Source organism: Bradyrhizobium sp. USDA 4502 (genome assembly GCF_054063355.1).
Genome location: NZ_JBSSGF010000001.1, coordinates 9,073,433 through 9,088,041, shown reverse-complemented (window position 1 = coordinate 9,088,041; position 14,609 = coordinate 9,073,433). Strand labels below are relative to the sequence as shown.

Sequence of the window (14,609 nt, the reverse complement as noted above, 5' to 3'; positions counted from 1 at the left end):
AGAGGCGTAACAGCTCAATATCCCTTTGTCACAAAGCGTACAAAGTCGTCGGGCGCGCGTCCTTGTGTGTATTTCGAGGAGAAGGCTACGGCTGGCGCGAACACGGCCGCAAGTTCCGCGACAGCACTTGTCGACTCCACCAAGCATTGCCGCTGACGCTAGCATCTTTATGAACGCTCGAGCCAGTTCCGACCATGAAGAGGCGCGGATCACAAGGTTGGTGTTCGGATCGTTCAGCTAGCAGCTTAATGCCGACTTTGCATCGCTCCTTGTACGCTCCAGATCAGCAAAATCGGAGCGTTTCACGTACCTGCCCGAAGCTACCGGACAACCTGTGTAAAGTAGGAATGCGCCCGGCTGCTCTTTGGCAGGAGATTCGATGATCGCCGCACAATGAGCGGTGTTGATATCGATGACCGACGAGACGGCGACTCGATGTGCTTGTGTCTCGAGTGTTCCTTTTTCTCGATCAGCGCCCGCGGGCAAACGATCACAAGTATTTCGAATAGCGAGTCGGCACCATCTGCCTCCGACGCTTCAGAACTGAGATTTCAAATTCCCCCGCCTCGAAACACCGGATTGTCGTGGAACAATCAGCCAGTTGTCATGCCCTTATCCTTGGCGCCGACAGGGCCACATCGGCATCGCGCGCAGTCATCGATTGGCTTTGCTTTCGGGCCATTAGGATCCAGGTCGCGCGCGCGTTCGATACTGGGGCGCCCGCCGACATCGTTCAAGCGCTTATATCCGCGGCGCGCCGAGACCGTCGCTCTGACCAGGTCGGACCGTGCGTGGTAAAGAACGAATATAGCAGGCAAACATCGATCAGTATCGTCGCCGACATCACGCTATAAGCCCAGGAGCTCCGCACTAGATCGAGCTCGATCAGCACTCGTGACAGACCGAATCCGACGATCCAGGCATCAAAGCTCATGCAGATGCGTCGGAATATCTCAGGATCAAGCCGGCGCATGGCGTAGGATCCCAGCGGGATGCCGAGCACAACGCTGGGTATAAAGGCATAGAGCAGGCTGCCGCTTTCGGAGATGAACAGGCCTAGCTTGTAATAGACGAAGGCGGTCACGCTCGACTCAACCACGCGAACCAGAGCTAGACCGGCGCGAAATTCACTTCTGACCAGGCCCTGGTTGTTAAACAACATCGCCAAAGGCGGACCGGAGATGGTCGTCACTGAATAGAGGATGCCCAGCATCGAACCGAATGGTAGACCGATCAGCCAGCTAGCTTCGATAGGGCGGCGCCAACCTGCGGCTTGTAGCAGGATCAGGGGCAGTATGATCGTGTAGGTAGCGAATTTGATCCAGCCCGGCTGCAGCGAGGCCAACGCATAGCCGCCAAGCGCAATGCCCGGCAAAAGTCCAAGCAAGATGGGAAACACTCGTCTCCAAATTGCCGGCACGCCCTTCAGATTGATGAGGACGACGTATACGTTGACGAAGACCTCGATGATAACAATGGCGGGGTTGAGAACGCGATTGGTGTAGAAAACCAGCGCAAGAGGCACAGTGAGCGACGAAAACCCGTAGCCGATGGCTCCATTTACAAAGGACGCAAAGCACGTCGTTGCGGCCAGAAAAAACATAGCTGCATCAAACTCAGGCATTTCGATAACTTTCGCACTTCGGAGGGCGTCGGAGCATGTGTCAGGGAATCAGGCCTGAACATTGGCCATCAGGACTGAGGCAGATTCTGGCCTCCCGCTTGGCAGCTCACGCTGCCTCCATCGTGGCAGCGAACGTGGTCATGTGCATCGCTTCAACGTCTGCTCCATAATCGACTTCGGTTGAGAAGCCGTGCTGTACTTTCCCACTACCTGACTGTGATCACTCAGCCAATACGACGGCGACGAGGAGCAAGTAATTCTATTTCTAGCGGCATTTGGGTAATAGCAATGCCGCCCTTTCATCAAGCGAGCATGAATTCTCTCCGCCCCGCGGCGAGTACGAAATTGAGCGTTCTGCGGCCGTGAACGTCCAGCAATTCGCCGAGGCGGGCCAGCAACGGATCGCCGACGTGTTTTTTGCCGAGCATCTGATGCTCGCCAAGCTCGGCAGCACAGGCATGAAGATCTCGAAATGAAGCCGCCCCAGGCTCCTTCGCTCACCACACCGGCGTCATGAACGATCGCATTTCTTATTGGTTTAGTCTTTCCCGCTGGCGAACGATGGATCGAAACGGGCGCAGCAACCGGGGATCATCCTTCGGGCCCCTTCCCGAAATTCGGGCCCACCAAATCACCACGGCCGGCGGACAACGCGCCAATCTAGGCCAGCAATCTCGTCAACCCGGAGTGGTTTGACATCAATGCTTGGCCAGCTGGGCATTAACGGCTCCCGCGAGGCCGCCCTTGTCGTAGCCGGAACTCGCGTCGGCACGGTGATCGGATGCGATCGCGACATAGACCGCCGGCAACACGAAGAGCGTGAACAGCGTGCCGACAGACATACCGGCGACGATCACGAGCCCGATCGAGAAGCGGCTCGCGGCTCCGGCTCCCGTTGCGGTCAACAAGGGTATCAGGCCCGTGACCATCGCCGCCGTAGTCATCAAGATTGGACGAAGTCGGACGCGCGCCGCCATCTCTATCGCCGAGCGACGGTCAAGTCTCTGCCTGAGTTGCAGCTCATTTGCGAACTCAACTATCAGGATGCCGTGCTTGGAAATCAAGCCAACAAGCGTCAGCAATCCGACCTGGGTGTAGATGTTCATCGTCGCCCAGCCAAAGAATAGCGGTATCAAGGCGCCGACGATTGCCATCGGCACACTGATCATAATGATGATGGGATCGCGCAGACTTTCGAACTGCGCCGCGAGCACCAAGAATATGACGATCAGTGCAAATGCGAACGTGATGGCCAGCTGGTTGCCCTCGTGCACATATTGGCGGGCGTCCGCAAGGAAGTCGTGGCTGAAGCCTGCAGGCAGCTTCTGTGCCTCCGCCTCCAGGAAGTCCACGGCTTGACCGATCGTGACGCCAGGCATCGGCACGGCCTGAAAGGTCGCGCAGTTGAGCTGGTTGTAGTGGGTGAGCGCGTTCGGATCAGTCGCAGTCTCGACCGAGACAACGGTAGACAGCGGAAGCATCGAGCCCGTCGCAGTCTTCAAATAATAGTTGCCGATCGCTTCCGGGGCCAGGCGTTTCTCACGCGGCACCTGCGGAATCACTTCGTAGGAGCGACCCTGCAGATTGAAGCGATTGATATAGTTTCCGCCAAGTAGGATGGCGAGCGCGTTACCGACATTCTGCATGGTGATGCCAAGATCGTTGGCCTTGGATCGATCGACCTTGATTCGCACCACCGGCTGGTTGAACTCGAGATCAGAGTCGCTGATCATGAACAGGCCGCTCTTGCGTGCGGCGTCCTTCAGTTTCGACATCTGCTCATAGACAGATTGGAAGCCGAGCGTCGAATTGATCACCATCTGCACTGGCAGACCGTCCGATCCGCCCGGAAGTGCCGGCAAGCTAAAAGCAAATGCGTTGATACCTTCGATTTTGGACAGCTCGGCTTGGAGTAGGGACTTAAGAACTATCGACGATCGCTTGCGCTCGTCCCATGGCTTGAGCAACATGCCGGCCATACCCGCCTGCGAACCGCCACTACCGTTGAGCACGAAGCTCAAATCGGTCTCGGAAAACTTCCGAAGCGCCTTTTCGAGCTTGGCGCCGTAATAGTCGAGATAGTCAATATTGGCGTATTTCGGCGCCTTGGTTAGTGCGAATACAATCCCTTGATCCTCCTCCGGCGCGAGTTCCTTGGAAGTGTTCACGCAGAGAAAGCCGACGAGGCCCAGCATGGTCACGGCAAACAGCCCGGTAATTGGGCGATAGTCGAGCGAGCGGTCGAGCTTGCGGCCATACCAGCGTGTCATGGCGCCGAACACACGGTTCACAATTCTAGCAAACCGTCCCTCCTCAGCGCCCCTCAGGAAGACCGAGCACATCATGGGCGATAGCGTCAAAGCGATCACGCCCGACACGATCACCGCCCCCGCCAGTGTAAACGCGAACTCGCGGAACAGCGCACCGGTGAGGCCACTAAGAAAGCCGATGGGGGCGTATACGGCGGCCAACGTAATCGTCATGGAGACAACGGGGCCAACGATCTCGCGCGCGCCTCTCGCAGCAGCCTGCGGGGGCGGCGCACCTTCTTCTAGATGGCGATGAATGTTCTCTACCACGACGATCGCGTCGTCGACCACGAGACCGATCGCGAGCACCATCGCAAGGAGGGTAAGCAGATTGAACGAAAACCCGAGCGCCAGCATCATGCTGCAGACACCGACGAGCGACAACGGAATAGTGACGACAGGAATGATGACCGACCGCAGCGAGGCCAGGAAAAGGAAGATCACCACCACTACTATCACGATCGCCTCAATGAGCGTCTTCTCGACTTCATCGATCGACGATTGAATGAATTTGGTTGAGTCGTAAGCCACTTTCATCTTCAGCGATGGCGGCAGGTTACGCTCCATTTCCGGAAACATCGCCCGAACGCCTCGCGCTATGTTTAGCGGATTGCCTTGCGGGCTCGCCCGCACGCCGATGAAGACCGCGTGCTCGCCGTTCATGGAGACGCTGACGTCTGCGGTCTGCGCGGCAAGCTCGATTGTCGCAATATCCTCCATGCGCACGAAGCCGCGGTCTTGAGCTTTGACAATCATGCGCTTGAAGTCATCGACACTCCGCAGGTCGGTGTTTGTCGTGACATCGGAGACAGTGAAATAGCCCTTGGTCTGGCCGGCCGCGGTCTGGAAGTTGTTGGCGGCGATTGCAGCCGAAACATCAGCAGGCGACACGCCGTGCCCCGCCATTTTCGCAGCATCGAGCCATAGCCGCATCGCAAAACTTTGGCCGCCCAGGATGTCTGCCGCCGCGACGCCGTCTACCGTAGACATAACCGGTTGCACGACGCGCGAGAGATAATCGGAGATCGCGCTGGCCGTCAGCTCCTCGCTGGAGAAGGCGATGTACATGACAGCGGTTGCCTGACCGGTTGATTTAGTGACAACCGGATCGTTTGATTCCTTCGGGATCAAATATTTTGACTGAGTTGACCTTAGACAGCACCTCGGTGAGTGCCTCATTGGGATCAAAATTGAGCTTGATGTAGGCTTGGATCGTTGAGGTACCGAGCACCGACGAGGAAGTGACGTAGTCGACGCCCTCTGCCGAAGCGACGGCCTGCTCCAGGGGAGTGGTGATGAACCCCTGGATCATGTCGGCGGATGCGCCAGGATAGGATGTCGTGATATTGACGACTGTATTGGATAGCTTCGGATACTGGCGGATCGGTAAAACGGCGGCAGCGCGAAGGCCGATCAGCAGGATCAGGAGACTGACGACGATAGACAACACCGGACGTTTGATGAAAAGCTCGGTAAATGCCATCTCGACTCGCATTCAAAGAGGGTGACGCAAATTCCCGGCCAAGTCGCGCTAGGCCATCGTCATCAAAGGCGACCGCGGCGAAGCCACTATTATGAGGGAAGCGGAAACGGGTGCTCTAAAGGCTCACATGCTTCCCAAGCAGAGAGCTCAATCGTCCGCTTCTTGCATCCTGGTTGCTTGGATTAACTCAGCCCCGCCGTTCGGATCGCAGATCGCGATCTCGAACAAGAAGCACCTTCGCAAGATTAAGACCCATGTCTTTTTGCGCACAATCACCTGAGATCCACCTCAAGATGTGGACGAGCGCTCGCGTGTTTCCATTTAATCTTGTCCTTAGGTCTGAATGGGACTCAACTACTTCCGGCAGCGAGTCAAGTCAGCTTAAAGGCTTCGCCCGTTCAATCGAATGCCTAGCTTCAACATCGAAACTAGAAACAACGTGACGGATGCACAACTCTACAAAGGTAAGCGAGTGACATCGAATGGGTTGCAAACCCTATACCAAGGTTTGTCAAAACGAACTCTGGTCGCTACCGCGCGAGACTTGTGGCGTTGCCAGACAGAAAGTTCGCGGTCCGGTTTAGCTGACTGAAGTGAGTCGGTGACTTTGCCGCAGAATGAGCGGCCTGCTAATTCTACGCACGTCGCGCGCTTACAGGACGACGCATGATAACTGCGCCAAAGCAGGCTTGAAGGTCGAATTCAAGCTTCAGAGAACGGAAAGGAACACCTGGGGAAAAGTCCGAAGCGCGGGCGCGGAAGCGTGGCTCAACCTTGCCGGAGCGCCAGACAAATTGTAAACGATGCCGCGCCGCCGCCTCAGCAGCGGGCCTGTAGCTCAATGGTTAGAGCCGTCCGCTCATAACGGTCTGGTTGCAGGTTCGAGTCCTGCCAGGCCCACCAGATGACACACGCACTGTGCGGACACTTTGAGAACGACTCGATTTCCGCTTTTAGAACGACTCGACGTCGTTTTGAGAACGACTCGATTTCAGATCCCTCTGACACGACTGGCGAATTTCACCTCGAATTTTTCGCCCATTTTGAGGCGCGAAAAAACCGAGGGGTCTTTTCTAGCCGAAGACGTTCCATCGACGACCGGCCATAGCGTTAGGCCATGAGACCGCCTACGACAGCACGACCGGCGCGAGATTCGGTCGCCGCACTGAACCCCTCCCGGACGCTATGCCTTACCGGCGAGGCCAGTCACATCGAAGCGCGGCGCACATCCGATCCGAACGCCAACCACTCGACGAGGTCTCTGATTGCGCTGTCGGATCTCGCGATCGAGCCTAAGAAGCCGCCATCGGAGCTGCACAGGTCGTGGCCCGCTCAAAGTTCGGCAAGTGACCATCCGTCGAAAAACGCGACTTTCGTATATCCACACGCCATCCGCCGACGACCGTGCATTCCGAACTCCAGTTCTCCGAATGGCAACATTTTGACATTGTCCTCCCGATGTGCATGCTCGCTTAGATTGTGGCGCTGAAAGCCGGCGTTTTTTTATTTCCCCCGGCACCTTTCGCGTTGCACTTCCTTCGCCGCCCTCTTTCGCGGGCGATCCTCCAAAGTGATGCCGCCAAGGCGACCTGAGCGATGAACTTCCCCCGTACGATCAAGCTTTGGCCCCATCAGGCGCGGGCAGTCAGGATGGCGTCAACGTATCTGGGCGGCACCAGACAGGGGAAGGCGCAGAAGTCAGCTCTAGTGAATATTCCGACCGGTGGTGGCAAGACCGCTGTGATCGGGACAATCGGACATTGGCACCCCGAAGTAGACGTACTGCTCGTGGTGGCGCCGCGAACCGCAATTCGGAATCAGCTTGCCCGAGAACTTGGTGGCGAGCGAGGGTTTTTCCTTCGGAGTGGATTTGGTCCCAACGACCTTCCGAAGTCAGTTCTGCTGCTCGAATCCGCCAGCGATTTGCCGGACAATATCGCCAAAGGAACGATATTCGTATCAACAATTCAGCTAATCAACGAGCTGGCACGGAACCGATCAGCGGATCCCAGCTACGACAAACTCCGCAAGCAGTGCGACGCTGTCATCGTTGATGAGGGACACTACGAGCCTGCCGCTGCCTGGAGTATGGCGATCCGCGGGCTGGAACTCCCGACCGTTCTAGTTACGGCAACTCCGTACAGGAACGACCTCAAGCCGTTTGATTTCGATCATGCCTATGTCCACGTATCCCGATATTCCGAGCTGGTCTCGGCGGGATTCTTGCGTGAAGTCGACATATCGCCAGCTCCTTCGCGATCGACCAGTAGTCCTGCGCGTTTTGTTGATACCGTCTTGGACCACTTTATCGCGAAGTACGGTGAGCCTCCAAGCGAACGTCGCAAGCTCATCATTCGCTGTAGATCGAAGGAGCAGATCGAGCGCATCGGCGAGCTAATGTTGCGTCACCGTCATGGCGCTGGTGGAGTACTTTGCCTTCACGAAGCTTTCGCTGCCGACTCTCAACGCGCTTGGGAGAAGCGTCATCCCTCCGATCCGGAGGCGCCAGGCGCGCCCGCCATATGGGTTCATCAGCACAAACTTCTGGAGGGCGTCGATGGACCAAGTTTCCGCGCTCTCGCATTCTACGGGGTTCTCGGATCGGCCCGGGCGCTGGTGCAGCAGATAGGACGGGTGATCAGAAATCCAACGAAAGACCTGACCGAAAACGCACTGCTGATCGATCACTCCGATGGGGTCATCGCGGACATGTGGAGGAGGTTCCGCGAATACGACGCTTCGATCGACGAAAAGAACCTAAAGCTCGGCCTCGACGACTTTGCCAAAAGTCTCGAAGCGAATCTGCCACCGGTCGTGTACGCTGATCGGCAATTCCGGCGCCGTTTCGGGTTCAACATGTCCGAAGCGGACGCGCGGCGCTCACTACGGCTTCCGCTTCGATGTCATCTCTACGCGATCAACCATAAACGGGTGATGAACAGGCTCGCAGCGATTACCGAAGAACGTCTGACCGAGGCAGAGTATCCATTTCAGACGGTTGTCAATACGGACGACGAACTGATCGTGCTTTTCGTGAAGCTCGGTACATCCCCGCTCCTCGCAGAGCATTTCTTCATTGAACGCGAGTTGCATGCTTTCATCGCTCGAAAATCTGGGCCAGTCATGGCTGTCCTCGACACGTCCCGAGCAGGTCTCGAATCGCGTGCGAGACTCGTCGTGGGTCACCCGGTAACTCGAAGGCAAATGGGCCGCCTGTTGAGCAAGAGTCCGAACACTCGTCTCGTTGAAATAGTTGCTCGAAATGCGGCGCTTGGCCCTTCCGCTGTGCGGAGAAGATCTGCGACCGCCGTGTCGCTCGAAGAGACACCGCCGGCTCTGGACGAATTTCAGTTCATGGCTTCTTCCGTCACTGCCGCAGATGCGAGAACGGACGACATTGAAAGCTTTTCCTTTCGATCGATCGGCTTCGGGACTGCGAGAATTTCGGACGAATCGACAAGGAAATCGCTCGATACATGGTATGACTGGACCGAATCCCTGATCGCTGCGGCGGCAGATGGCACGCGCACGGGGCATATCTATCTGGACCGCTTCGCACAGGCGCTCGATGGCCCTCCCCAAAACCCTTGGCCGAGGAGCGTACTGCTCGATCTTGACGAGGCAAGGCAGTCGTTCGTCACGCATCCCGAAGAGGAAAGTTTGAATATAGAGGATGTGTGCCTCGATTGCCGGCGAACGGCCGGAAGTGCGCCGGAGGAGCCTCGCGCATTCCGCATAACGGCGAACGGTAGGATCTGCCACGGGAGCGTGGCTTTCGATCGGAGCACCGGAGAGTACGTTCTGGAATCGGCTGACTTAAGCCGATTATATCGATATGCCGATGGAACTCGCCATGGCACGATGCTTGATTTTCTAAACACTCGCCAGGCCTTTTCGATCGTTCCTGAGACTGTGGGCGTCATCTATTCCGAAAGCGGATTTTTCGATCCGCGTCTCGGGCTAGGAGCGCGGTTTGATCCCACTGCCCTCGGGCTGGACGACATGATTCGACACGTTCCTTATCTCCGGAACTGCACTTCCGAGAAGGGCGCTCAGGGCAGCGCTCTCCCAAACGGATGGGCCCAGAATTCCGTATTCGAATGGATAGATCAAAATGTCACGGACATTCTTCCCGATGCCGAACTGGTTCTTTGCGATGACGGACGAGGCGAATGTTGCGACTTCCTGCTCGCCGGCCACCGCGGCGGTCGCGAGATCATCGTCATGGTCCATGCGAAGGCATCGAAGGACGGGTCGTTCGTCTCTGCGTCGGCATTGCATGAGGTTTGTTCGCAAGCCGCGAAACAGATCGGAACTATTAGTCAATTTAATCCGATAGAACCGAAGCAAATCGCCCTATGGAGTGGGACGTGGGAGGGCCCAGGAGGAGAAGGTACCGTCGACCTCCGGGTGAGGCGCAGTCAAGGAGCTTGGCACGGATTAGACGGCATCGCCATATGGGCCCGACTTCGTTCGCTTCTGCTGAGTCAAAGCACCGATCGCGAGGTCGTTATGGTTCTCGGAGCCGCGCTGGAACGGGACCGATTGTTCACGCAGGCGCGCAGGCAGACTCCGCCGGCCCCCGCTGTGCACTGTATTCACCTTCTCCGATCGACCATGGCTGCGGTCGCGGGCGTGAACGCCCGATTGAGGGTATTCTGCGGTTGAACGACATTGCCCGGGTCTTTGCTGCAAAGAATGCGCGCCGGGGCCGAACATTATCCGGATGGAAGTTTTAGATGCCGATGAGACCGCCAACGCAAAAAGAGAAGGAAAGGAAGACCAAGCTGGTCAAGAACTACATGAAGCTATTGAATGCCAATGGCGCATCGGAAATGTCGATCAAGCCGTTTCTCGATGCGAACCCTAGCTTCATACCAATGCCTTGGATGCTCAATCATCAACTGCATTTCAAGGTCGTCCTCCCTCAGCTCTCCGTGTCATCGGGCCTGAAGACCGACTATGTCTATCTGACCAAGAGCTCGACATCTTGGTGGTGCGTGCTCGTCGAGTTCGAGAGTCCGAGATCAAGGTTCTTCACCAATGGGAACAGCATTGCAATTCACAGCGATCTCACGCGCGGGCTGAATCAGATCGATAATTGGCGCGCGTACTTGAAAAAGCACAAGGAAGCCTTTTTGGCCGAGCTGGATCCGATCCGTCAGCCATTGAACAAAAACCCGGTCGAGTTTCGATACACGCTGGTAATGGGTCGTAGATCTGAATTCGAACATTCGATCAGGAAGGTGGAGCGCTATTCGGCATACGAAACGGGCGATCGATACAAAGACGTTCGCGTGCTGACCTATGACGCCGTCGCCTCCGAGTTCGAATACAGTCGCATCAGCCGCCGTCACACCATGAAGCGAAGTGGCTCGAAGTTCGCTTTCGTGAAGTACAACCCGGATCCGTATGGCGAACACCTCTGGTCTTACATGACGAGAGAGCACCTCAAGCTCAGCGCTACGCAGATCGAAAAGGCCAGAAGAACTGGTATAAAAATCGATGAATGGCTCGATGGAAGGCGTCTTTGCAATTTGGGGCGCGACGTGGCTGGCGCGAGGAAAAAGACGATCTCCAATACGGCAAAGAAATAGATGGATAGGCCGCAAGTGATTCTAGCGTAGCTCGACCTTCCCGAATATCAGGACCTGCTCGACCTCACACACGGTCTTGCGACCGGTATCGCCCGCCGAGGGACCAGGCGTCGCAGCACGCGGTAGTCCGTCAACCGGCTCAAAGCCTTGGCCATCTCGGCCAGATTGGTCGTTTCCTGAACATCGCTTCCGAACGAACTGCGGCGACTAGGATGCCGCTGGGCGGAATCGCCCCCCACACTATGGGCGCCTGGCTCATGGTTGCGACATACGCGTCAGTCTTCGGAGTCGGCGATGCGCTTCCACACGCCGTCGCCGTCGATGAACTGCATGAGACGGCGGATGACGCACATCAGCTCCACAAGCTGCACCCCGTCGAGATTGCGTGCATGCATTGTGGGCCGTCGGAGGGCGACGAGCGCCTGAAGATCATGGATCAAACGCTCTCGATTCGGGAATACATGCCCGAATGCTCCGTCCCAGTTGTCCTTGCGGAGCAAGATGCCGGTCAAATCGCCGAGGTCCAGATAGCAAATCAACTCCTCGTCGCGTTCGCCATTCGCCATCGCGGCGGCGCGGTTGCCACGAGCTTTTTCACGCATTTTCTCATCGACGCGTTGCTTGAACCACCGCGGACCGACGAGTGCCGCGAGCTTTTGGGTGATCAAGAGCCTCAAGGTCCGTTCAAAGCGGTCGACGGCTTGAAATGCGTCGAGTTGGAAGTTGGCCGACCGAATTTGCATGGACATCCCCCCGATCTCGAACGTCGCGACGGATGCCTTCCCATCGGAGATTCCGCCTGCGAGGCCGCTTTCGATTGTCACTGCGACCACCGTCTCTGGCGTCGCCTCGATCAAACCCGCGTCCACTTCCGCTTCGGCGTAGTAGCCTCGACGGTGATCGGGATGGTTCCAGAAATGATCCGGCAGGTCGAGCCGCGTGCGCCAACCGCCGAAAAGGCGGGCATAGGCCGCAACGGTCGTGCCAGCGCCAAAGCCCAGCAGATCCGCCGAACCCGCGAGTGCCGCTACCTTCAACCGCGTTTCTGCCAGGCCCGACGAGAGTCCGACGTCCACAACGGCTCCTGCACCGAAGCGCGATATATGGTTCACGACGCCTCGAATCCTATCGAGCTCGGCGACGTTAGCAGAAATCCCCGTGAGGCCTGCAAGCGCATTCGTGGTCGAAAGTTGAAGTGCCCACCTGTCCGTGCGTCCTAACGCAATCGTACCGTCTCGATATCGCGCAAGCTCGCGGGCGATGGGCGAGTCCGCGTAGTGCCGTAGCGCTTGAGTTGTAGGCGAGTCTGACAGGTCGCGAAGCATCCGAGCGGTCGGCGAATCCGCGAACTCCCGCAAGACCTTGGCCGCGGGCGAATCCGCCAAAGCACGGAGCGTGCGCGCCGCCGGCGACTCCGCGTAATCCCGGAGAGCTTTTGCCGCGGGTGACTCCACGTAGTCGCGCATCATCTTTACGGCCGGCGAATTTGCATAGTCGCGCAAGGCCCGGGCCGTCGGTGAATCCAGATGCTCACGCATCATCCGAGCGACGGGCGAGTCCACGTAGTCACGCAGGGCGCGCATCGTCGGTGAATCCAGGACGCGCATCATCCGTGTCGCATCCTGAATCTGCTTCCGCACCGGATCTGCCGCCGCGGTCGACAGATCCGAATGCTGCTGCTTTTCCGGGAGCGCAGCAATCTCGCGAGTCTCCGTCTGCCCGTTGGCGGCCGAAGATGCCGCCGCGCGCTGTGACTCGGGTTCAGCCGGATCAGAATCGCATCCGGCGGGCCGGTCGGTATCGTTCATCGTTGGTCCTTGACGATGTGAGACAGTCATTCCAGTCGATGACGCGAAGGATCGCACCATATGAACGCTGCTCCGAGCTATCATACTTCGAGTCGGTATAGTTCATCTAGTTTGGTCGGACGGAAGTGCCAGCTCTCTAGGATCGCATCCAAGAGGCGGACGAAGACGATGGCACGAATCTCCGACGAGGCATGCAGGGGTTTCGGCGGCGGGTGGGAGCATGCCCGAAAGGTTGATTTCCCGGGCTGGCGGCAACCGCGAACACCTCGTTTGCCGGCACAGGCCAAGTGAACACTTTTCGACGGATTGAACACTCAGTAAAGTGCAACCTTGAGACCGCCGCGGCGAGGGTCTCATTTTGGCGATCGGGGCGGAAGATGCGTTCGCAAGCCATATCAATCAGTTTTGCCTTTCTTTGGTTTTTGTGTGGTCTGTCGCCAAGTTCGATTTCAACACCGTCGTCAGCCGCTGGCGTGATGGCAACGCTTGGGCTCAGCGCGGAAGTCGGCTTTGACGAACCAACTCGTAAATGGCTGTCGACACTGCCTGAACAATGGCGAGAGCCGCTTAACAAGATCGTTGAGGACACACTGACTAGCGTTGATCTGCATTTAGATAACGCCCTAACGAAGATTCGGGACCAACTAAGACAAATCGAAAAAGACGCTGCATGCGTGTGGGTCGGCGCTAACCTGAATACCGTCGAAGTCTGGAAATCTGAACTTCCATTCTTAAAGAAGCCCGCACCCTTTAGAGAGCTAGATTCTTATATCGCTGACGAGCGAAAAAGCGCGTTGGCTAGGCCAAAATAACGCTGATGAATCATCTTCGCACTCGCAGCGGCCTCGCCTCCGTCTGCGCGACACTCGCTGTAAAGTACAGTCGCCTCGCTGTAAGTGGCGTTTCACCGCCCATGCCTTGGGGGCGCCAGCAAAGGGGTTGGCTTATTTGTACAGAGAATCTCTCCCGTCCTTGTCATCTTTTGCAAGAGTACGCTTTCTCTGCCCCTCTTCGACACCGTTCATAACGGAGTCAGATGTTGATAGATCCTTCAAACCCACGCAATGTCCGAACTCATGGATCATGGCGCTGAGCAGGTCATATGTATCGCCGGCGATAGGGCCGACTAGAGTCGTACTAAACTTTACTTTATCGGAAAGTCGGATATCGCAGTTGCGCAGCTTCTTCTTGTCCTCGGAAACTGGGCATGGCGAAGTTGCGGCGGCGGCTCGGTAAAACGGATCCGTGGTTGCTATGGGCCCCCTATCTATAACGTTTATTTTCTGGCACTTATTGAAATTTTCATTCATTTCGCATTCCTTTGTTTCGTCGATACTGAATTTGATTTTATCACCGTTGCTCCAAACATCTGCGGCCTCGCGAATCCGCTTCCGCGCCTCGGCATCAATGCCCTTGCTGCATATGAAAAATTTGACTTCTCGGGGCTTTGTGAGATGCGCCCAACTGGAACCCGTTAATTCAAACGCATCCGATGGGCAGGTAGCAGTCGTACTTACGACTGCTACAATGGAGATCATCATGACGTGCTTCACACATCTACTCATGTTGCGTTCCATAAGAATTATCTCCTCTTCGTGAGTTGAAACATTCGCCCTTATAGCCGTTGGACTTGCGCTGGAGCGGCGGGTGTGGGCTTCGAGGAAGACTCATGAGACCTGCAAGCCTGACGGCCCGATGCGGCATTTCATGTCAACCAACATGAAGTACCTGTTGGTTTACCGAGCGCCAGCGACGTTCCAGTCAGTTCGGTCGTCTGGTTTGCACGAC

The 14,609-nt window shown here is 56.8% G+C and carries 7 protein-coding genes, 1 tRNA gene and 1 pseudogene; 5 read left to right on the top strand and 4 right to left on the bottom strand.

The features are described 5' to 3' along the window. Nucleotides 1-733 precede the first annotated feature (733 nt). Complete coding sequence (locus ACVW1B_RS42350; protein ID WP_057018041.1) at nucleotides 734-1,624, bottom strand: sulfite exporter TauE/SafE family protein; 891 nt, start codon at nucleotides 1,622-1,624, stop codon at nucleotides 734-736. Between the two features lie 275 nt (nucleotides 1,625-1,899). Here ACVW1B_RS42350 and ACVW1B_RS42345 point away from each other — a divergent pair, with 275 nt between their 5' ends. Further along, a complete protein-coding gene (locus ACVW1B_RS42345; protein WP_253604044.1) occupies nucleotides 1,900-2,100 on the top strand; it encodes a hypothetical protein in 201 nt (66 codons plus the stop codon). Nucleotides 2,101-2,322: 222 nt separating this feature from the next. On the opposite strand, the pseudogene ACVW1B_RS42340 reads toward ACVW1B_RS42345, so the two are convergent. Then, nucleotides 2,323-5,416 (bottom strand): annotated as a pseudogene (locus ACVW1B_RS42340) (efflux RND transporter permease subunit). Between the two features lie 827 nt (nucleotides 5,417-6,243). Here ACVW1B_RS42340 and ACVW1B_RS42335 point away from each other — a divergent pair. The 3 genes from ACVW1B_RS42335 to ACVW1B_RS42325 all read left to right on the top strand — a co-directional run bounded on the left by ACVW1B_RS42335 (nucleotide 6,244) and on the right by ACVW1B_RS42325 (nucleotide 11,013). Beyond that, a tRNA-Ile gene (locus ACVW1B_RS42335) sits at nucleotides 6,244-6,319 on the top strand. Between the two features lie 693 nt (nucleotides 6,320-7,012). Further along, entirely contained in the window at nucleotides 7,013-10,084 is a 3,072-nt protein-coding gene (locus ACVW1B_RS42330) for a DEAD/DEAH box helicase (protein WP_456822993.1), read from the top strand. 71 nt (nucleotides 10,085-10,155) lie between these two features. Further along, nucleotides 10,156-11,013, top strand: coding sequence for a Shedu anti-phage system protein SduA domain-containing protein (locus ACVW1B_RS42325; protein ID WP_456822992.1), 858 nt, complete (start codon nucleotides 10,156-10,158; stop codon nucleotides 11,011-11,013). Between the two features lie 275 nt (nucleotides 11,014-11,288). Here the strand turns inward: ACVW1B_RS42325 and ACVW1B_RS42320 are convergent, their stop codons facing one another. Further along, a complete protein-coding gene (locus ACVW1B_RS42320; RefSeq protein WP_456822991.1) occupies nucleotides 11,289-12,821 on the bottom strand; it encodes a hypothetical protein in 1,533 nt (510 codons plus the stop codon). A gap of 377 nt (nucleotides 12,822-13,198) precedes the next feature. Here ACVW1B_RS42320 and ACVW1B_RS42315 point away from each other — a divergent pair, with 377 nt between their 5' ends. Further along, nucleotides 13,199-13,633, top strand: a complete 435-nt coding sequence (locus ACVW1B_RS42315) for a hypothetical protein (RefSeq protein WP_456822990.1) — start codon at nucleotides 13,199-13,201, stop codon at nucleotides 13,631-13,633. Nucleotides 13,634-13,765: 132 nt separating this feature from the next. Here ACVW1B_RS42315 and ACVW1B_RS42310 read toward each other — a convergent pair whose 3' ends face one another. Continuing rightward, nucleotides 13,766-14,398, bottom strand: a complete 633-nt coding sequence (locus ACVW1B_RS42310) for a matrixin family metalloprotease (RefSeq protein ID WP_456822989.1) — start codon at nucleotides 14,396-14,398, stop codon at nucleotides 13,766-13,768. Nucleotides 14,399-14,609: the final 211 nt, after the last annotated feature.